General features: G+C 57.1%; 13 protein-coding genes, 6 tRNA genes and 1 pseudogene. 4 read left to right on the top strand and 16 right to left on the bottom strand.

The annotated features are described in order from the left end of the window. Positions 1-5: 5 nt before the first annotated feature. Positions 6-257, bottom strand: a complete 252-nt coding sequence (locus tag ACP7C6_RS12485; protein ID WP_016979527.1) for a hypothetical protein — start codon at positions 255-257, stop codon at positions 6-8. Between the two features lie 59 nt (positions 258-316). After that, positions 317-1420: a polyamine ABC transporter substrate-binding protein gene (locus tag ACP7C6_RS12490; protein WP_028615747.1), complete on the bottom strand. Its 1104-nt coding sequence runs from the start codon at positions 1418-1420 to the stop codon at positions 317-319. Positions 1421-1558: 138 nt separating this feature from the next. Between ACP7C6_RS12490 and ACP7C6_RS12495 the strand changes: the two genes are divergently transcribed. Then, a complete protein-coding gene (locus ACP7C6_RS12495; RefSeq protein WP_028615746.1) occupies positions 1559-2356 on the top strand; it encodes a response regulator transcription factor in 798 nt (265 codons plus the stop codon). Between the two features lie 21 nt (positions 2357-2377). On the opposite strand, the gene ACP7C6_RS12500 is transcribed toward ACP7C6_RS12495, so the two are convergent. The 9 genes from ACP7C6_RS12500 to ACP7C6_RS12540 form a co-directional block, all read right to left on the bottom strand. Then, complete coding sequence (locus tag ACP7C6_RS12500; RefSeq protein ID WP_426108816.1) at positions 2378-7558, bottom strand: hypothetical protein; 5181 nt, start codon at positions 7556-7558, stop codon at positions 2378-2380. A 12-nt stretch (positions 7559-7570) separates the two neighbouring features. After that, positions 7571-8992, bottom strand: coding sequence for a trypsin-like serine peptidase (locus tag ACP7C6_RS12505; protein WP_426108817.1), 1422 nt, complete (start codon positions 8990-8992; stop codon positions 7571-7573). A 168-nt stretch (positions 8993-9160) separates the two neighbouring features. Next, positions 9161-11155: a M3 family metallopeptidase gene (locus ACP7C6_RS12510; protein ID WP_311895462.1), complete on the bottom strand. Its 1995-nt coding sequence runs from the start codon at positions 11153-11155 to the stop codon at positions 9161-9163. Positions 11156-11551: 396 nt separating this feature from the next. Then, positions 11552-11627: transfer RNA gene (locus ACP7C6_RS12515), tRNA-Gly, on the bottom strand. 3 nt (positions 11628-11630) lie between these two features. After that, positions 11631-11706: transfer RNA gene (locus ACP7C6_RS12520), tRNA-Glu, on the bottom strand. A 103-nt stretch (positions 11707-11809) separates the two neighbouring features. Further along, a tRNA-Gly gene (locus ACP7C6_RS12525) sits at positions 11810-11885 on the bottom strand. A 3-nt stretch (positions 11886-11888) separates the two neighbouring features. Further along, positions 11889-11964 (bottom strand) — tRNA-Glu (locus ACP7C6_RS12530). A gap of 104 nt (positions 11965-12068) precedes the next feature. After that, positions 12069-12144 (bottom strand) — tRNA-Gly (locus ACP7C6_RS12535). 4 nt (positions 12145-12148) lie between these two features. Then, positions 12149-12224: transfer RNA gene (locus ACP7C6_RS12540), tRNA-Glu, on the bottom strand. Positions 12225-12586: 362 nt separating this feature from the next. On the opposite strand from ACP7C6_RS12540, the gene ACP7C6_RS12545 reads away from it, so the two are divergent. Further along, positions 12587-13357, top strand: a complete 771-nt coding sequence (locus ACP7C6_RS12545) for a hypothetical protein (protein WP_028615743.1) — start codon at positions 12587-12589, stop codon at positions 13355-13357. Positions 13358-13631: 274 nt separating this feature from the next. Continuing rightward, positions 13632-14444, top strand: coding sequence for an alpha/beta fold hydrolase (locus tag ACP7C6_RS12550; RefSeq protein ID WP_311895458.1), 813 nt, complete (start codon positions 13632-13634; stop codon positions 14442-14444). Positions 14445-14480: 36 nt separating this feature from the next. Here the strand turns inward: ACP7C6_RS12550 and ACP7C6_RS12555 are convergent, their stop codons facing one another. From ACP7C6_RS12555 to ACP7C6_RS12570, 4 genes and pseudogenes are all read right to left on the bottom strand, one after another. Continuing rightward, a complete protein-coding gene (locus ACP7C6_RS12555) occupies positions 14481-15362 on the bottom strand; it encodes a methyl-accepting chemotaxis protein (RefSeq protein ID WP_394365184.1) in 882 nt (293 codons plus the stop codon). Further along, positions 15339-16448, bottom strand: a pseudogene (locus ACP7C6_RS12560) (HAMP domain-containing protein); the annotation flags it as partial. The pseudogene ACP7C6_RS12560 and the gene ACP7C6_RS12555, both read right to left, overlap by 24 nt. A gap of 114 nt (positions 16449-16562) precedes the next feature. Beyond that, a complete protein-coding gene (locus ACP7C6_RS12565) occupies positions 16563-17975 on the bottom strand; it encodes a PLP-dependent aminotransferase family protein (RefSeq protein WP_068932537.1) in 1413 nt (470 codons plus the stop codon). A gap of 203 nt (positions 17976-18178) precedes the next feature. Next, positions 18179-18940 carry an SDR family oxidoreductase gene (locus ACP7C6_RS12570; RefSeq protein WP_311895455.1) on the bottom strand — a complete coding sequence of 254 codons (762 nt, stop codon included), beginning with the start codon at positions 18938-18940 and terminating at the stop codon, positions 18179-18181. 229 nt (positions 18941-19169) lie between these two features. On the opposite strand from ACP7C6_RS12570, the gene ACP7C6_RS12575 reads away from it, so the two are divergent. After that, on the top strand, positions 19170-20177 hold the full coding sequence (locus tag ACP7C6_RS12575; RefSeq protein WP_305384392.1) for an NADP-dependent oxidoreductase: 1008 nt from the start codon (positions 19170-19172) through the stop codon (positions 20175-20177). A 101-nt stretch (positions 20178-20278) separates the two neighbouring features. Here ACP7C6_RS12575 and pyrF read toward each other — a convergent pair whose 3' ends face one another. After that, positions 20279-20977, bottom strand: a complete 699-nt coding sequence (gene pyrF / locus ACP7C6_RS12580; protein ID WP_010211681.1) for an orotidine-5'-phosphate decarboxylase — start codon at positions 20975-20977, stop codon at positions 20279-20281. Positions 20978-21043: the final 66 nt, after the last annotated feature.

Here is a 21043-nt window from a genome sequence, read left to right on the forward strand (position 1 = left end):
TTCGGTTAGAGCGGCAGCAGGAAGCGTGATCGCTCCTCGGTCCGGGCAAGCTCCGGGAACTCCAGCAGCAGCGCCCGGTTGCCCCGGCCGATATGCTCCATCACCGCCCGCGTAATGTACTCACGCACCATGCCCGTGGAGACGTAATACATGGCCCAGGCTTGTTCGGGCGTACAGTGGCCGATCTGTTCCTCGATGTCCTTGTACGCCTTGTCATCGTCCGACTTCACGTCGCGCTGATATTCGGCTTGGCCCATGATGGTTCTCCTTCACTGACACGTCTGCTGCAGCCCGGACCGCCTATTCATTCACCCGATCAGGTCCCGCTCTTCACCTTGGTCCACACCCGCGTGCGGATTCGCTCCAATTTCAAGGGCAACGGTTCCAGGGGAACCAAGGTGGCGATCGTCTCTTTGGACGGGTAAATCCAGGGGTTGTCGCGCAACTTCTGCTCGACCAACTCGGTGGCATCCTTGTTGGCGTTGGGGTACAGCGTGTGGTTGGAACTCTTGGCAATCACTTGCGGGTCGAGCATGTAGTTGATGAACGCCAGCCCCTGCTTGGCATGCGGCGCATCCTTGAGCAGCACAAAGTTTTCCGACCACACCAGCCCGCCTTCACGCGGCAGGCTGTAGGCAATTTTGCGGCCGGTGTTGTTTTTCTCATTGATGGCTTGCGCCGTCAGCGCTCCGCTCGCCCAACCCACCACCACGCAAATATTGCCGTCGGCAAAATCAGCGTCGGTCCTGGAAGAGTCGAAGTAGAGGACGTAAGGACGGATCTTCAACAGCAGCGCCTGGGCTTTCTGGTAATCCTCAGGGTTCTGGCTGTTGCTCGGCAGCCCGAGGTAATGCAAGGCGATCGAAATGATTTCGCTCGGCGAGTCGAGCATCGCCACGCCACACGACTTGAGCTTGCTGATGTTCTCTTCCTTGAAGATCAGGTCCCAGCTGTCCACCGGGGCATTGTCACCCAGGGCGGCCTTGACCTTATCCACGTCATAACCAATGCCGGTGGTGCCCCACAAATACGGCACGGCATACCGGTTACCCGGATCGTTGGCGGACAGCAGCGCCAGCATTTCGGGATCGATGTGCGAGAAATTACTCAGTTGGGAACGGTCCAGCGGCGCAAGCACACCGGCCTGGATCAGGCTGGGCAAGACATTCGAGGTGGCGACGACAACGTCATACCCGGTGCGCCCGGCCATGACCTTGCTCTGCATGATCTCGGCACTGTCGAAGGCATCCAGGTGCATCCGGGTACCGGTTTTCTGTTCAAATTCCTTGGGCGTCTCCGGCGCGATCAGCCCGAACCAGTTATACAGATTGACCCGGGGTTCGGCCGCCGAGACCGGCGCACTGGCACACACAGACACCAGCGCAGCCATAAAAATGGCGCGCAACTGGGGTTGACTCATCTCGCTATCCTTGTCAAAACGACAGGCCATCATGGCCTGCATCCACTGGAGGGTGAATATACTCGGCACGCCCGATTAGTAAATACCCAGAAGTACTTAGCCCAGCCCCATGAATACCTAACCCTAAAGGGGTAGTAAATGTCGCTCGACCTTCACAACCTGGCCTGGCATCGGTCCGCCGGAACGCTGATCATGCAGCTGAACCGCCCGGCGTTCTGGAGTTCGCTGGTTCGCGTGGTAAAGGAATATGTCCAGATCGACAATTGGGTTGTGCTGATCTTCAGCGACCAACAGGTGCGGGTCATCAGCCTGACCGAAGTCGCCGATGCAGACGAAGTGGACGCGCTGACCCAGCGCTATGTAAAAGGGCTGTACCTGCTGGACCCGTTTTACATCGCCAACCGGGAGAACCCGCAGAGTGGTTTTTTCCATCTGTCCGACATCGCGCCGGAGCACTTTCTGACCACCGAGTATTACCACCAGTATTTCGCCCAGTACGTCAGCGTGGACGAGGTGCAATACAACGTACAGCTCGACGCTGACAGGACGCTGTGCATGTCATTTGGCAGCAACGTGCGATACAGCCCGCAGCAGATCACGACGCTGGACATGATCAAGCCCTGGGTGATGGCTTTGATGCATCAACGCATGTGCTTTGAGGGTGATGCGGAAAAAAGCCAAGCCGAGCCGCCACCGTGGTCTGAGGCGATCATGCAACTTGGCGCACAAATCACAGCGCGCGAAAAAGATGTGCTCCGGCTGCTGTTGAGCGGTTTTTCCAACAAAGAGATCGCCGGCAAGCTGAACCTGTCGACCGAGACCATCAAAGTTCACCGTCGCAACCTTTACAACAAGCTGAGCATCAAGTCTCAGTCCGAGTTGTTTGCACGGTTTTTCCTGCCAGGGCAGGAGGGCATTGCCGGACCCGCCCCGTGACGAACGATAGGACCTTCAAGACTACGATGCGGTTCGCCGCACGGGTCCTTTCTTCATAGAAGCATCATCTACGCTGTAGACGGACTCCCCTGCGCTGGGAGAGAGGTCAAGCTGACGTCCAAGTCGACTGATCAGCAGCGCCACGGAGTCAGCGTTGCTCAAAATCGTATCCATTCTCTTGAGAGGGTCACTGCGAAATATTCGCCGAGCATCGTCGAGTGCATCTCCCCCGGTAACCGACAAAATATGCTGTAAAAGGCTGTCTTGTGGATCTACATTCTTCACGATCTGGAACAGTTCCGTGAACGGCGTAAAGAGACACAGGCGTTCAGTCTGGCGCTGTTTCAGGCGTGCTTTGAAGGCCCGGTTATCCGGAGTGTCATTCCTGATAAGATCGAGAAATGGATGAGAGGCATCCAGGCGGGCAATGTCCTCCGTTGCGCACACATGATGAGAGAGTTCATGGATGAGGGCGATAGCACGGGCATGGACGTTGACATAAAACGGCTTGGTTAGAAACGGCTTGTACTCCAACGTAGGCTTGAAAAACTCCTGGGTTAAATAAATGACCTGGTCTGCGTCAGGCACCACGACAAACGCCATGACAGCCGTATTACCAGGGGGCGGGGTGCCGCGCGAAACCCCAACGACGAAGCGTTCTGAGTTCAAGGTATTGAGTGAAGGGGCTGTGAGAGCGTTGAATACCTTGTCAACCACTGACTGTATTTTCTCGATATGTTTCATTTCTACGACTTGTAAATCGAAGGTCTCCTTGATAACTGCGAGCGTGGGAGTGGAGGCTTGTAGGGTAGCGGCAACCAGACGTAAGTTCTCCTGCGCGTTTTTTGTATAGTAGGTCGCCATGGCCAATGCTTCAGTGATCATCAAACCCCGTTTGGGATAGAGGGTTCGGATGGCTTCCATACCGGATGCTTCGATGTTCATACCTTCACGAGCTAGCGGGCATGAATAAAATTGATTGCTCAGTTTAGCGAGTGCTCGTCGAGCATGCAGTAACGGAACTTGGCTACTGAGCATCCATTGTTGGCGGGTGTTTTTTCGTATCAGCGGTCCATCTCCCAGGGAACTGAAAATACGCCAGTGCTCACCCTGTTGTTTGACTTGAAAGACTTTGCCTTCGACGGGCGCATAGTGGCGTTTCTGAGCTGATTGGTAGAGCCCAAGATCGCCAACGCGGGTCATCTCCTGTAGCGCGAGATCGGTTACCTCATGGGGTTGCAACCGGGTTCTTTCAGGCGCGGTGATGTCGATGGCGGGCCATGTTGCAACGGCTTCGGACGTAATGGCATCAGGTTGCACAGGTAACGTCTGCTCTGAAATTTCTGGCATTGACCGGCGAAGCAATGCCATTTGCGCAACGCCACTCACGAACTGCGAGATTGCCGTGCGCCAATGATGATCTTGCAACGCGTCGGCAGAAGCCTTGAACAGTATGTAGCTCTGCCAGACGAGCAACGGGTATTCCAGCTTTGCGGCCAGAAACGGAATGCCTTGGTATATACCGCTGGAGAAAACGCTCTTCGCCAGGTTCCAATAGGCAACGGCGTTGGAGATGGAATGGCATCCCAACAATTTCAACAACAGCTCGAAGTTGTCTGCAAATAGCTGTTTGAACAAGCACCCGACGATGGGATTTGAGGCCAGTTGCAACGAGCTTCTGGAGGCATTGTTCGGGTTGAAAAACGTCGTGATTGCCGATTGTGCTGCCTGCGGAAGCAACCTGAGCACCCAACTTTGTAGCGGGCCAAGTGACCAGAGTTCTGTCAGTAAACTCGCTTCGTCGGCATATTCCTTAAGGCAGTGACCTTGACTGTAAGGCGCATAGAGAACGTGAGGCCCCTGACCTGATGCAGGGCTGATCACGTAAATGCCCACGGCTTTGACCGCTGTGGCGCCTATGGAGGTCAGCAGTTCAAGCGGGCGGATGGTGGCATTGGCACCTGTAACGGCAGCACGGGCAATCGAATCCGGCATGTCCATGATCTGCTGGATATAACCGAACGCTGTTGCAGTCATTTGCTTTGCCAGGAATTGGGCATGTGCATGTTGCATCAGTTGCCAGGGTAATTGCCGGGCGAACCGCTGTTGACGCTCAAGCAGGTCGGGGTTAGCAGCCGTGAAGAGCCCTCGTAGATAGTCTTGATAGGTGCCACTGATGTTCAGCGCCTGGATGTGTGTGGTAAGGGTTTTTGCGTCCAGCTGGCTGGAGAGCAACGCTGACCCCGTCGAAGTAAAGCGCGGTGCTTCAGTTCCCCATTCATCTCGATGGCTCGTCGCATAATCGACCAGGGTCAACGTCTTCTCGACAGCGCTCCTGTGTGCAGGGACGGTGACTTCAATCTGATCGGGGGTGACGCGGCTCTGGTTGTCGAGCGTGCGTAACAACGTTGACAGTTTGTTGCGCGTGAAATCGGCCAGTGAGTCGATACCATGAAGGTAGTCTTTGTCCGCTTCCACGCTGTTTCGATACTGCTCCAGCAGTTCAACCTGTAGTTGCTGGTCCGCTACGGGAGCGTTGGCCAACCATTCAGGTAATGAGTGCCGCAGGATCAGTGCCTGGGCGATTGCCGTAGAGCGCTCCACGTTAGTCGGTGCGAGTGTCTGCGTTATTTGGACCTGCCAAATGTCCTGCAGGTATTGGGCAGGTAGCTTCGGGCTAAGCAGGTGAGTGATCTCGGCTTTTCTTTGCTGCTCGTAGTGCCGGTGCAGGTATGCGACCAAACCGTCTTCGATCAACTCGAAAGACCCAACGGTATAGACCTGATGCAGGAGGCGTTCGGACCGAGGGAGGTTTTCCAGCAGTGCAATGCGTTCTTCGGGCTCAAGCAAGCGCTGGTTCAACGTGGTTCTGAGGGCGGCCAATGAACTGAAAACCTCCAACCCCAGCGCTGGGCTCCAAAGAATGGTTTTGCCGGAATATTCGGGATCTCGTCCCCCTCGTTCGGTTAGCACAAAACAGTTGCTCAATGCGGCGCTGACGTCCCGCTCGGCAGTCGTCAGCGTCAGTGACAAGGCATCGGGTCGGAAAGCGTTCATGCTACGTCGCGTATCACGTTTGTAACTGTCAAGGACCGTCAGGATGATTGCCCGGTCGCTGGGCCGTAGTGAATTGTCCAGGACCCTGAGCTTTGCTTCCGCCTTCAATCCAATGGTCATCGCCCTCTCGAGCAGAAGCCGCAGGTCGGGAACCCGTTGGTCCACCAGACGCAGGTGGCCTTTAAAGCCTTTCAGCGAGGTTTCGATGATTGTGTTGAAGGCGGGTAATTCCAGATCGGGCACCTTTTTAGCAACACCCTCGGAGGCTACTGAAAAGAATCCGCTGTTGGGCGAAGGCGTGAGGACCTCCGACTCCCCGCAGAACCGTGCCAGAAAATGGTCGACCATATTGACCGACGATACCGGTGTACGACGTTCGGTATCACCGGGAGGACTGCTGTAGGTATTTATAAAAATATTCGCGGCATCGCGAAAGGCTTCTTCTGTGCTGGAGAGTTCAGAATTGAGTTGTGCGATGGCGGAACGGTAGAGAGTCGGGCGAGTTGCCAGTCTGCCCTCCAGTTCGGTATGCAGACTTTCGAGTTCTCGCAGTTCCGTGCGAACTGTTTGCAGGGCTGACTGCCCTTCTTGCGGAAGGTCAGCAGAGGGGTACCAGGACGCCGCCAACTGAGTGCTCCAACGTCCTTTGGCATCCAATCCCCGTAACGCTGGATCAATCATCGCGCGAACATCAAGCAGATGGTCAATCAGCGCGTCGATGTCCATGGTGCCTTTGCTCTGACGGTACATTTCCAGGCCATACTCCAGGTTCTGAGCCTGTTTTTCGATGACCGTACGCATCAGGCCCGGGAACACCGCTCCTGTGAGAGGGCTCGTAATGACCGTTGAGGTACTGAAGCTGATATCGAAATAACGTTGCGGTCGAGACAGGTAGTTCTTCCAGTCGTCAGGCTGCTTCGGTGAGTTCACTCTCTCCTGAAGACGGGTTTTCAACTCTTCCACATCAGGGTCCGCCAGTACGCCTTCACTGGGGGTATAAAGAATGGCCTGTGCATCTGTCTCGCTTTCTATTGGACGGATCATGAGGGCGCCGGCCAGTTCAACAAAGGAGACATCTGATTCGCCCAACAGTACTTTTTCGACGCGCAGGGCGCTGGCACTGTCAGAAGAGAGTGCATCGGAGGTCAGCAGGCGTGTCTGGATTTCAAGACTTTGGTCCGTGGAAATATTCGCCTGTTGCTGCTGATCAAGCAGGCTGACCCGGAACCTGTCGCTCATGGCCGCCGCAAAGTAATCCAGGCGCGAGGGCCCTGCTCGGCTCGCCGCCTGCCAAAATAGTGAAAGCTGGGTTTTTATTTGCTCCATCAACCCTTGGGCCAGCGTTTGTACAGACCTCTCCCAATGCAACTGATCGTCCGCCGCACGGTTTGACTGCTGAGGGTCGGGGGCTCTGCCAAGGTTACTGTATTGCCGGGTTTCGCCTGCAGGCCAACTGTTGTCGACGAAGTAGGCAAGCACGGTTTCGCTCAATGAGCGAGTTGTGGTTTGGGATGTCTCGGCTATGTGGCAGCTCACGCGTGTATCGCGCTGATTCAAGCCCGGAAAGTGTGCAGCCAGCGCCGTATTGATCGCCTGTTCCAGCATTGACGTCAAACTTGGCGCTGAGTACAGCTCCTCGAGCATGCCCTGAGCATTGTTGCGCAGGTTATTTTGGAGTGCGCGCTGTTGTTCTTCAAAAACGGCGCCGGCTACGGATACAGTGGTGAGCGTGAGTGTTTCGTTGGTGCTCAACGCCGCTCGCTGAGAGAGAGACAGGTAACGAAACAACGCTTCTCGTTGTTCGGATACCTCCAACCAGGTACTCATTGTCGATTTTACGCTGGCAACGCTATCGAATCTTTCCAGGCCCCGGCACGGTGTGTAGAGGAACGCGCCACCACCGGGCGCAGGTCTCATCATGAACGCACCGGCGAGTTCGACTGACGGTTTTCCGGGCGTGGTCAAATGAAGGCTTTCAACTTGCATGGGTGGTTTGTGCGCCATGCGCGCAGCGTGGGTGGCGGAATACACCGCGTCGAGCCAGTCGAGATCCTCAAGGGTGAACGCTCGCGCGCGCTGGCGCTCCGTCAGTTGTTCTCTTACTGCAAGTGTTTCGGTGAAAAAATAGGGAGGGTTATCTTCCATGATGAGGCCTTATTACAGTCGTGGCGATGGCTTCTTCGCTTGTATGGGCGGGAAAAACATTGATCTTTCGATCACATCCGTACGTACGGCGGATGGTTGGCCCGCAAGGTTGCGTGCATAGCTGCACAACGTGATGGGTAGCTGAGATACCCGATAGGTAGAACTGCCGGTGGAAAGCGTATAACGGACATCGTCGATGTCTTGGCAAGAAGCGCCATTCGAAGCGTCCATATAGAAGTGGTGGTGCGTGAAATCTGTGTGTTGGTTGTCCCAATCGATGCTGTAACTCAGGTTGATCCGAGGTGTCGGCGCTGGAGCGGTCAAGAACACGGAGTGCGTGAATACATTGTGGAGCAAGGCAGGCGTCAGGGCTTCGTTCTGGCTATCTATCCCTACAATGCACAACACATGAGCCCCTAGCGCCGGCCCGATCTCTTGATTGATATAGCCATCGGTTGACGCTATCGCGCTGTGATAATCGTTGGGAAACCTACATTCCTTAACGTCATGTACTGCCTTGAATCGATAGTAAGCATTTTGGAGCGAGAATCTGATATTCCAGGTGGGCCGGACGTTTCGTCCAAGCACGTCCTGCTGCTTATGCACATAAGGATTCAGTTTCCACGGTTCTTCAATGATGATCTCGACGGCTTTCAGCTGACAATCCACCGTACTGTTCAAGAATTGACCATCAACAAAACAATGATGCAGGTCGTTGGCTGGATAGCTGTAGTTGAACTTGGCCGCTTCGCACGCCGAGTTGTTTTGGCAGTTGTTAAGGACGTCGTTTTTAATGACCGCTGCTACTTTGCTGACAATGCCCGTCACTTCATTGGTACTGCGATCCAACATCGGGCTTCCGGAACTTCCGGACTGAAGATCTCGACAACGGTTTTTTATCGCGCCAGGAAATACGCCAGGATGTTCGACAAAACTGTCTACCCCCGTTTCTTTGCAGACGCTCATGCGCAGCCCGTTCTGTCGAAACCCAATCGGGGATCCCACATTGATTACTTCACGCTCGCCTGAATGGCGATGGGTCGCGAGCTTGAGTGGCATGATTCCCTCTGAGATGAGTGTGGTCAGTGGCGTATCAAGTTCAAGAACCGCCAAATCGGTGCCGACCATGCTGCTCCAATGGGCAGTTTTAACCCGGAAAGTCCGGTGCTGTGCAGGTGTATCGTGGAAGTATCTGAAGGTGATACTCGCTTCAATGGTTTGGTTGATATATGCCGTGCCGTAGCTAAAGAACACGCAGTGCCCACTGGTCAGCACATAGGCTGGGCCGACGGCATTATCCTGACGGTTTCGGGTATCCAGTAATATCGCATTGCAGGTTTGGCCGATGGCGTTTTTCAAATGACCGATGCCAGACCATAGCGAGTAACGCTGGTCGTGGTTAAGCAATGCCACGGATGAGGTTTGATCCGTCATTCCTTCAGTCAAATCTCTGGCATGGATTTGACCGGTAACACAATACAAAGCAAGTAATAAAAAGGGGATGAAATGCCGATATAACATAATAGGTCTCGGAGAATGGCAGCAGTGGTAAATGCCAAATTGACTCGACACGTCCAATTGATGGGACAGACTGGACTCGTTCTATGAGCGACCGAGAAAAAGCTCAAGTGACGTCATCAGTGGTCGGGTATCACCCTGGGTGATGAACGCATCACGGAATGCCTTGCCGGTAGTAGGGTTGAACAGCCCCTCGCGCTCAAAACGTTCAAACGCCTGCCTGGCAAGTACACCCGACCACTTGTAGGAATAAGTTCTGGCCCCATAGTCACTCCCCAACGGTTCGAAACTGTTGACTGGACGGGTATCAACAGGCCACTGCAAGAGCCCGACTTCTGCATTGACACTGGTGAAGACATCATGAGGTGTTCGACCGTCGCCGTAAGTCCGGTGCAACTCGAAGTCGACGAGCCCGGCGAGCAAGAGAGAGGCCGTTTCCCAACTGGTTTGAGTATGGACAAATCGCTTCACCCTATAGGCGATATCGTCAGGCAGGGGTTGTCCAGTCTGGAAATGCCCTGATAACCAAATCAGGAACGACTGTTTGAAGCAAAACTGTTCCAGAACCTGGCTGACGAACTCCGAAGAGTCATGGCTCAATTGACCGATGCCTGATATCGCCCGATACGGTGCGACGGTTAACAGATGCTGCAGACAATGACCAAACTCGTGCAACAAGACCCTTAGTTGCAAATGATCAAGCAAGCAGGGTTGGGTATCGGTGGGGGGCTGCAACCGGCTGTTCAGCACCACCAAGGGGCTTCGTGGCCTGCCTTCGGCGGTGATCCGCCGGTTACGTAAACCTGAAGCATCACCAAATCCCGCTGCTTCTTGTCGGCGATAGGGGTTAATGAACAAATATCCGATTGGCTCCGCATACTCTCTGAGTTCAAATACCCGCACATCCTCATGCCAGGTATCGGCAGCCGCGTGTTCGATCAGATCAACACCGAACAGCGTTTTTGTGAAGGCGCACAATCGTTGCAACACCGTCTCCAAGGGGAAGTAGTTGCGAAATGCCTCTTGGGAAATGCCTGCCACGTCCTGGCGAATTTTTTCAGCGAAATAATGAATGTCCCAAGGCTTCACATCCGTAATTCCATGCTGTGCAGCGAAGCTCTCAACCTGCTCCGCATCTTGGGCAAACAGGCTTCGCGACAACTCGATCTGGTGATGTAAAAAGTCGACGACCTGCTCGGTCGTGTCCGCCATCTGATCCCCCACCGCCAGTTGGGCAAAGTTGGAATAACCCAAGAGCTGCGCTTTTTTATGGCGATCATCAAGCAGTACCGTCAACACCCTTTCGTTGTTGGTAATCAGGTCATCAGGACCTGTGCCAGAAGCACGGCTGTAGTAAGCAGCCATCATTTCCCGACGCAGGTCCCGGTTGTCCGCATAGTTCACAATGTCGCGATAGGATTGAGTTGAAAGGGTCAGCAACCAACCCGTCAAACCTGCTGCTTGAGCCGCGACCTCCATGCGTGCCTGCACAGCGTTCGGCAAACCGATCAACAACGATCTGTCTTCGATGTGCTTGCTCCATGCCGTGTTCGAATCCTCCACCCGTGCCAGAAACTCGAACTGAAACTTGCTGATTTCCATGTTCAGGCTTGTCAGTTGCAACTGCTGCTCGGACGACAGATCAAGGCCGACCAAGTGGTACTTGCGCAAGATTTTATGCAGTGCACGTTTACGCTCTTCATTGAACAGCGCAGCAATCGGGCTATCGGCGAGCCGCCGATACAGCTGATACAGCTCGCTGTTCTGTGCCTGCTCACTCTTGTACTGCTCTGCCAGCTCCTGACAGCGCGTAATTGCTTCCTGCCAGACCGGCGCTATGCGGGCGGAACCCAGTAGCTGGAGGATAGTGAGGGTGCCGTCCAGGCGGGCTTCCAACTCATCTATGGCGAGCACGAGATCGTCCCATGTTGGGAAGGATTTCTGGCTGGCAATGATCTCTGTGGTCATGACACGACTTTCAGCAATGATCGCCTGGACAGCCGGTATCAAATGCTCTGCTCGTATGGCAGAGAATGGTGGTAAGTCATACCGCTGCAAAAGTGGATTGTTCTCGGACATCGGCTTCTCCTTGAGACGGGGCGGTGAAAAAACCAGTCTAGGAGGATCAAGTGTCCGTGGGACGCTATATATGCGTGGGGAAAATGCCGAGCTGTCGACCCATATCACCGAGGGTTTAGTGTTTGCCGGTCGCCTTGAACTGGCGAACCGCTGCGCGTGGAAGGTGCCATAGTACGAGTTCCTGAATAGGATTCAGGGAAAGATGCCCGTACCCGCAAACGCTCCTCTCCAGCGACAAACGCTATCGCGACCATTCGGATTTCATGGACTCATTTCTGGACTGAAAACGTCGAGATACCGATGGTTCTCGGCTGATCGCACTGGAACGAAAAAAGACGCCTAAGCGTCTATTTTCAATAACCTACAGACTTCCATGGAACTCTGTAGATCGATATTTGGAGCGGGAAACGAGACTCGAACTCGCGACCCCGACCTTGGCAAGGTCGTGCTCTACCAACTGAGCTATTCCCGCAAATGGCGTCCCCTAGGGGACTCGAACCCCTGTTACCGCCGTGAAAGGGCGGTGTCCTAGGCCACTAGACGAAGGGGACACACAACTGAAGCACATGGTGTGTGTTTCAGTGTCCAGAGGTTAGATCCGAAGATCATGCCCTGGTTTCACTCAGTGCCGCCCGAAGGCCACACTGCTTAAATTGGAGCGGGAAACGAGACTCGAACTCGCGACCCCGACCTTGGCAAGGTCGTGCTCTACCAACTGAGCTATTCCCGCAAATGGCGTCCCCTAGGGGACTCGAACCCCTGTTACCGCCGTGAAAGGGCGGTGTCCTAGGCCACTAGACGAAGGGGACACACAACTGAAACACATGGTGTGTATTTCAGTGTCCAGAGGTTAGATCCGAAGATCATGCCCTGGTTTCACTCAGTGCCGCCCGAGAGCCACACTGCTTAAACTTGGAGCGGGAAACGAGACTCGAACTCGCGACCCCGACCTTGGCAAGGTCGTGCTCTACCAACTGAGCTATTCCCGCATATTGGCGTCCCCTAGGGGACTCGAACCCCTGTTACCGCCGTGAAAGGGCGGTGTCCTAGGCCACTAGACGAAGGGGACACACGTACAACATTCACTACTTAGCTGCGTTTCGCTGTGTGCTTTACGCGTTAAGTGGCGCGCATTCTATGGATGGATTGAAAGGTCGTCAACCCCCAAGGATAAATTTATTAAAATCAATGACTTCGACCTGCTTTCAGGGCCTGAAGGCGAATTGTGCGTGTCCGGGCTTTGACGCCTATATTCTGGCGCCCGACAAGACGCTATAGTTCGCTCCAGCAAATGATGGCAATGTGCATCCATGCAGGGAGCGCCTATCTATATATAGAAGCAAACTACCCGGGCAACTGGTCGATCAGTCCTATCCGCCGGATGGCCCAGTCACTACACTCCACTGTAAACCCTATAAAGAGGTCACACCGGTGACACCACTCATGATCACCCTGCTGGTAATAGCCGGGATCGTAATACTGATCGCCATTGGCTACATGAACCACGTGGTGGAAAACAACAAGCTGGAAAAGAAGCGCACCGAGATCGAGCTTAATGATCGCCTGCGTCGCTGCGGTGAAATCACCGAGACCTTCCCCGGCCAGTTGATGACCCCGGCGCTCAAACTGTTGATGACCCGCCTGGAACTCAACGTCAACCAGCGCCTGTTGAACCTCAACAAAGGCAGCGCACCGCTCAAGGCTCGCATCGCCGAGCTGAATACGCTGGTGGCCCAAGGCGAATCGATCCCGGTGAACAATCCGCCCGCGCCGATCCAGACCGAAGCCAAGGCAAAGGATGTGCGCTTCCTGCTCGAAGCCCTGCACGGCCAGGTCACACGCGCCGCCCAGGACGGTTTCCTGCCGGCCAACGAGGCCAAGCACTGGATCCGGGAAATCCGCCATATCCTGGTGTTGCTGCACATCGAGTTCTTCAACAACCTCGGCCAGCACGCCTTGCAACAAGGCCAGCCGGGCCAGGCACGCCTGGCGTTCGAGCGTGGCGTGCAATACCTGCGTAAACAGCCGGAGCCGGTGATCTACAGCGCACAGCTGCAACAACTGGAAGCCCAGCTTGCCCGCGCCAACTCCACGGTGCTGACCAACAGCAAGCCCGCCGAAGACGAGGTCAACGAACTGACCGAAGGCCTCAAAGTGGTGGATGCCGACGCCGAGTGGAAGAAGAAAGTCATCTACGACTGATTGCGCGGTAGTTGGGCGGGCCTGTGGTGAGCGGGCTTGCCCCGCGCGGGGCTGCGCAGCGGCCCTAAAACCTAACCCCCCGATCTGTCTGCCAGAACGAGGGGTTTTTATTGGGGCTGCTACGCAGCCCAGCGCGGGGCAAGCCCGCTCACTACAAGACCAGGTCTGTACAAACAACCTACCGCTTCACAAGATGCCATCACTTTGCATCTATCCCCCCGCCCCCGACTAGCGTAAAAAAGTGCCCCTTACTCCGTGAAGTCAGAGGCCTGTTATGCCTGTCGCCGTCATTGATGGACAACCGCTGCACTACTTGGACCAGGGCACCGGCCCGGTCGTACTGCTGGGCTCAAGCTACCTGTGGGACGCCGACATGTGGGCGCCGCAGATCGAAGCGCTGTCGCAACAATACCGTGTGATCGTGCCCGAGCTGTGGGGCCATGGTGAATCCGGTGCATTGCCCGCGCAAACCCATTCCCTGGACGACCTCGCGCGCCAAGCCCTGGCCCTGCTCGACCAGCTGGATATCCCAGCGATCAACCTGGTGGGGCTCTCGGTCGGCGGGATGTGGGGCGCACGCCTGGCACTGCTGGCGCCCGAGCGGATCAACAGCTTGGTGCTGATGGACACCTACCTGGGCGCCGAGCCCGAGGCCACGCGCCAGTATTACTTCTCGCTGTTCAAGATGATTGAAGACGCCGGTGCCATCCCCGAGCCGTTGCTGGATGTGGTCGCGCCGATCTTCTTCCGTCCGGGTATCGACCGCGAATCAGCGCTGTACCAGGATTTCCGCCGGCAACTGCAGGGTTACTCGAAAGAACGTCTGTTGCAGAGCATCGTGCCCTTGGGTCGATTGATCTTCAGTCGCGAAGACGTACTGGAGCGACTGCCGCGCCTGGACGCCGACACCACGTTGCTGATGTGCGGCGAGCATGACAAACCGCGCCCTCCCGCCGAGTCCGAGGAGATGGCGGGCCTGATCGGTTGCAGCCTGATCCTGATTCCCGAAGCCGGCCATATCAGCGCCAGGGAAAACCCGGACTTCGTCAACGAAGCCCTGCTGACCTTCCTCGCCAACAACGCCTGACCACCCTCCCCTGTGGTCGCTGCCAACGCGCGGCGATCACAGGCGGAAGTGCCCCACCATGCCCTTGAGTTCCGCGCCTAACTGCGCCAGTTGAATGCTCGACGCGGCGTTGCCTTGCATGCTCAGCGCCGACTGATCGGCACTGGCGCGGATGCTGGTGACGCTGCGGTTGATCTCTTCGGCCACCGAACTTTGCTCCTCGGCCGCCGCGGCAATCTGCTGGTTCATCTGCTGGATCAGCGACACTGCCACTGCGATGCTGCCCAAGGCACTTTCGGTTTCCAGGGCATCGCTTACCGCCAGCTTCACCAACTCCCCGCTTTGCTGGATCTGCTGCACCGAGGACTGGGCAGCGCTGCGCAAGGTGCTGACCAGTCGTTCGATCTCCTCGGTGGATTGCTGGGTACGCTTGGCCAAGGCCCGTACTTCATCGGCGACCACCGCAAAACCTCGGCCCTGCTCGCCGGCGCGGGCGGCTTCGATGGCGGCGTTGAGAGCGAGCAGGTTGGTCTGTTCGGCCACGCTTTTGATCACACTCAACACGGTGCCGATATTTTGAATTTCAGCGCTCAGGCTCTCGATGCTGGCGCTGGCAGAGGTGCTGGATGTGGCCAGCAATTCAATGCGCTGCAAACTCTGGCGCACCACCTGTTGGCCGCTGTCGACTTTATCATCTGCCGTCTGTGCGGCTTGCGCGGCCTCTTCGGCGTTGCGAGCCACGTCGTGCACGGTGGCAGTCATCTGGTTCATCGCCGTGGCGACCTGTTCGGTTTCTTCTTTCTGGCTGCTGACCTCGACGTTGGTCTGCTCGGTGACACTGGACAATGAATGCGCCGAACTGGCCAGTTGCTCGATACCGGCTTGCAGGCCTCTGACCATTTGGCTCAAGCCATTACCCATCTGTTGCATCGCCTGCATCAACTGGCCGATTTCATCACGACGGCTGACCTCCATGCGCCCGCTCAAATCGCCGGCGGCAATCTGCTGGGCCACGGCAATCACGCTGCGCAGCGGCGCGACGATCAAGCGGGTGATCACCCAGGCCGCAATCAAACCCACCAACAACGCCAAGGCCGAAGAGCCGATGATCAGCATTGCGCTTTTCTTCAACTGCGCCTGCATCGACTGGTCTTCGGCGTCGTAGGCCTGGTTGACCCGGCTGACGACCTGTTCCGCCCTATCATGCAGCTGCTTGTAGACCACCTTTTCCTGGGCCAGCAGCCCGGTGTACTCGCCGAGTTTTTCACTGAACGCGGCGATATGCCCGGAAACTTCATTGAGCACGGTCTGGTAGCCGGAGTCCTTGACTGAGGTCTTCAGTTGCTCGACCTGGGCAAGAGCCTGGTCAGCCTGCTCGATCTTGCCCTGCTCTGCGTCGTCTTGATCGGCCTTGCGGCTCTGGTCGAGCCGCACATGGGCTTCATTCATTGCTTGCAGCATCAGGCGCGACACCTGGCTGACCTGCCCCGCCTGCTCGATAAACTCAGCGCCTTCCTTGCCCTGGCTTTCCTTCAAGCCATAGGCGCCGTCGTCCGCCAGCCCGGCCTGCAACACGTCGAGGTTATTGGCCACACTGGACACCGACCAACTGGCCATTTCCAACGCCAGGTCTTTGGTCTGGGTCAATTCGACAAACTCATCGAACGCCTTGCGGTAGGCCGCCAAGGCCTGTTCGACATCGGTCATCACCGGCACGTTGGTCGCCGACTGGGACTTGAGACTGGTCGCGAGAGCCGCCAGGGCATCGACGCTTTCGTGCAGGGCGTCAACGGCCTTGGGGTCGGCATGCAACGCGTAGTCCTGCTCGATCAGGCGCACCTTGAGCAAGCCGCTGTTAAGCGACGACATGGCCTTGAGCCCTTCGAAACGCTGGCCAACGGTTTGCAGGGACCACACACCGATCGCCGCGACCAAGGCCGTCAGCAGCAATACCAGGGTGAAACCCAAGCCCAGTTTTTTCGCCATACCGAGGTTGGCGAATTGTCGTTGCACGGCCGAAATCATTGCACTTGAATCCTCTTGCAATGGCGGTTGCCATCAAGCCCGGTTTACACAGGCGAGATTCGCAACCACAAGGCACTGAACACAAGTCGTTGGCGCCACAATAATGGCAAAAAGCTACACGCCCGTCGTTTTCAGAATGGTCGAGGTCGATCTGGCGGGTCCCATGGCACGGAACAACGCCAAGGCCCGTTGATCATCGGCATAGGCCACGTTGATACGCAACCACTCACTGGGCTCGCTGGTTGGACTGAATAGCGCTCCCGACGACAATAAAACCCCGAGTCTGCGGGCGCATGCCTGCAACCGCGATGGATCGCCTGCCCTTGGTCGCGCCCACAAAAACATGCCGCCAGCAGGTGCGGCGAACACCTCCCACTCCTCGTCCTCCAGTACCTGCAGCGTAGCCGTCATTTGCGTATTCAGCCGCTTGCGCAAGCGCTGTACCCATTTGCGATAAGTGCCATTAGCCAGCAGCGTGGCCACCACCGATTCGGCGAAGCGTGAGGTGCCAAAACCGGTCAGGGTCTTGAGGCTGGCCAACTGCGCGATGATCGCGGCGCTGGCACTCAGGTAACCCACGCGCAAGGCACTGCTCAAGGTCTTGGAAAAGCTGGCGACGTAGATCACCCGATCATCATGGGGTAACGCCGAAAGGCGCGTACAACTGGGGTGCTGCAGGTCGCCGAGGACATCCTCTTCGATGATCAGGAAGTTGTCGCGCTGCGCCAGCGCCAGCAAACGCTCGCCCACGGTACGACTCAAGCTGGAGCCGGTGGGATTGTGATACAGGCTGTTGACGAATAGGCACTTGGGCCGATGCTGCTGCAGCAGCGCTTCCAGCGCCGGAATGTCAGGGCCACCAGGCGTTCGCGGCACTTGCAGCAATTGCACGCCGTGGAAGCCTAATTGCCGATAGAGGTTGCCGTACCCGGGTGTTTCGACCACCACGCAGTCGCCGGCCTTGAGCAACGTGCGTATCAGCAGGTCCTGGGCATGGCTCGCGCCCGCTGTGATGAGGATACGGTCCTGGTGGGCGGCAATGTGGATTCGACTCAGACGCTTGAACACTTGCTCGCGCAGCGCCGGCAACCCCAATGGCGTGCTGTAATTGAACAGGCCGGCGGTGTCGGTTCGAGTGACTTCACGAATCGCGTAACTGATGTCATCGCTTTCACGCCAGGCATCGGGCAACCAACCGCAGCCCAGCTTCAACTCGCCCAGCGGACTATCGACGAAGGCGCCCCACTCCCGCTCCGCGCCTTCATACCACTGGCCCTCATACAACGTTGACGGCTGGGCCACGCTGAAACCCGAACCGTGCTTGGAAACCAGCAATCCCTGGGCGACCATCCGCTCGAACGCCTCGATCACGCTGGATTGGCTGAGCAGGTTATCGAGGGCCACCTGTCGAACGGACGGTAAGCGTGTGCCGGGGCTCACCCCACTCATGCGAATCCATTGCGCCACAGCGCTGATAATTTGCTGCACCACCGGTACAAGGGCTTGTCGATCGATCCCTAAATCCATGCGCCACTCACTTCAACTGACTGATATTCAACCCAGAACAGTTAAGCACAGAAGCGCATTTCGACCGCGCGCCAAGTCTTATTAAAGTATTGATTTTATTGAATTATTTACCTATTGATACACATTCTGACAGGGCACGGTGCCAGCTATGGAAACGCCCCACACCCCCCCAAACCTTTTCGAATGAAGGGCGGCGTGAGGTCCTAGATAGCGGTCGCACCACCGTCCACCGCCAAAGCTTGGCCTGTGGTAAATGCGGCGCCATCACTGCACAGGTATAAGACCGCGCTGGCGATTTCCTCGACCTTGCCGATGCGCCCGACCGGGTGCATGGCGGCGGCAAATTCAGCCTTGCGTGGGTCGGCCTCATAGGCGCGCCGGAACATATCGGTATCGATCACCGCCGGGCAGACTGCGTTGACGCGGATTTTCTTCTTCGCATACTCGATGGCCGCCGATTTGGTCAGGCCGATCACCGCATGTTTGGAGGCCGCATAAATGCTCATCTTCGGCGCAGCCCCCAGGCCCGCGACCGAGGCGGTGTTGACAATGGCGCCGCCGCCCTGGGCCAACAACAGCGGCAACTGGTGCTTCATGCACAACCACACGCCTTTGACGTTAACGCCCATGATTGCGTCGAACTCATCCAGGTTGCCGTCGGCCAGCTTGCCCTTTTCGATCTCGATCCCGGCGTTATTAAATGCATAGTCCAGGCGACCATAGGCGGCGATGGTCTGGGCCATCAATTGCTGCACTTGCGCCTCCAGCGTGACGTTGCAACGCACAAACAGCGCTTCGCCACCCGCCTGGTGGATCAGGGCGACGGTGCCTTCGCCGCCCACCGCGTCCAAGTCGGCAACCACGACCTTCAAGCCTTCGGCGGCGAACGCCAACGCGGTGGCGCGGCCAATACCGGCAGCGGCGCCGGTCACCAGGGCGACCTGGCCGGAAAACGTCATGCTCATAGAAGATGTCCTGTGGGAGAAAATAGCCGTGGGTCGAGTCTAGCCAACGCCGCCTTGGACGCGTCAGCACTATCAAACCGCCGGTTGGCGCTGCATGGATCGCAGTGATAAGAGAGATAGGTCAACTATCAACACCACCTATCGACCGGCATTCGCGCTCTCGGTGAACCTTGCTCCCTACCCGTTGAAGGTCTATCACTTCAGGTTCATTTCCAGAAGAGTCGCTGCCATGACCGCCCAGACCAACCGCCAGTTCCTGCTCGCCAAGCGCCCGGTCGGCGCAGCCACCCGGGACACCTTCACTTATCAGGAAGTCCCGGTGGGCACGCCCCAAGAGGGCCAAGTGCTGGTGCACAACGAATACCTGTCCCTCGACCCAGCCATGCGCGGCTGGATGAATGAAGGCAAGTCCTACATTCCGCCTGTCGGCATCGGTGAGGTAATGCGCGCACTGGGTGTGGGAGAGGTGATCGCGTCAAACAACCCGAAATTCTCTGTCGGCGACTACGTCAACGGCGCCCTTGGCGTGCAGGATTATTTCCTCGGCGAGCCACGTGGCTTCTACAAGGTTGATCCGAAACTGGCGCCTTTGCCGCGCTATCTGTCCGCGCTGGGCATGACCGGCATGACCGCCTACTTTGCGCTGCTGGAAACGGGTGCGCCCAAGGCCGGCGAAACCGTGGTGATCTCCGGCGCGGCGGGCGCCGTGGGCAGCATTGCCGGGCAGATCGCCAAGCTCAAGGGTTGCCGCGTGGTGGGCATTGCCGGCGGCGCCGACAAGTGCAAGTTCCTGATAGATGAATTGGGCTTCGACGCCGCCATCGACTACAAAAGCGAAGACGTGCCCGCTGCCCTCAAGCGCGAGTGCCCCAAGGGCGTGGACGTGTATTTCGATAACGTCGGCGGCGATATTCTCGACGCTGTCCTCAGCCGCCTGGCACTGAAGGCCCGCGTGGTCATCTGTGGCGCCATCAGCCAGTACAACAACAAGGAAGCCGTGAAAGGTCCGGCCAACTACTTGTCACTGCTGGTCAATCGCGCGCGCATGGAAGGGTTCGTAGTGATGGACCACGCCGCAGGCTTCGCCGCTGCCGGGCAGGAAATGGCCGGCTGGATGGCCCAAGGCAAACTCAAGAGCAAAGAAGATATCGTGGAGGGGCTGGAGACGTTCCCGGAGACGTTGATGAAGCTGTTCAACGGCGAGAATTTCGGCAAGTTGGTGCTGAAGGTCAACTGACCCCCAGCTTATGTAGGAGCCGGCTTGCCGGCGATGAGGCCCTTGAGCATTGATCTCAAGGCCGCTATCGCCGGCACGCCGGCTCCTACAGGGGGTGTTGTTCAGGCGATCTCGGCAACGACTGCCGCCAACGCTTTGGCCGGATCGGCCGCCTGGCTGATCGGACGGCCAATCACCAGGTAATCGGAACCCGCGTCCAGCGCCTGTCGCGGCGTCAGGATACGGCGCTGGTCATCCTGGGCACTGCCCGCCGGACGAATCCCCGGGGTCACCAGTTGCAGCGACGGGTGCGCGGTTTTCAAGGCCTGGGCTTCCAGCGCCGAGCACACCAGGCCGTCGAGACCGGCTTTCTGCGCCAGGGCCGCCAGTCGCAGCACCTGCTCCTGAGGCTCGATGTCCAAACCGATGCCGGCCAGGTCTTCACGTTCCATGCTGGTGAGCACAGTCACGCCGATCAACAAAGGCTTGGGACCGCTGCGCTGTTCCAGCACCTCACGGCACGCGCTCATCATGCGCAGGCCACCGGAGCAGTGCACGTTGACCATCCACACGCCCATTTCGGCAGCGGCCTTGACCGCCATGGCGGTGGTGTTCGGGATATCGTGGAATTTCAGGTCGAGGAACACCTCGAAACCTTTATCACGCAGGGTGCCGACGATTTCTGCGGCGCAACTGGTGAACAGTTCCTTGCCGACCTTGACCCGGCAAAGCTTCGGGTCCAACTGGTCAGCCAGCTTCAGTGCGGCGTCACGAGTGGGGTAATCCAGGGCGACGATGATAGGAGTCTGGCAGACGGACATTGGAATGGGCTCTCAGGCAAGTCGAAATCGGCGCGGATTGTAGCGCAAGCGGCGGCGTTGCGGGAT

The organism is Pseudomonas sp. TWR1-1-4 (genome assembly GCF_049897165.1).
Taxonomy (GTDB): Bacteria; Pseudomonadota; Gammaproteobacteria; order Pseudomonadales; family Pseudomonadaceae; genus Aquipseudomonas; species Aquipseudomonas canadensis.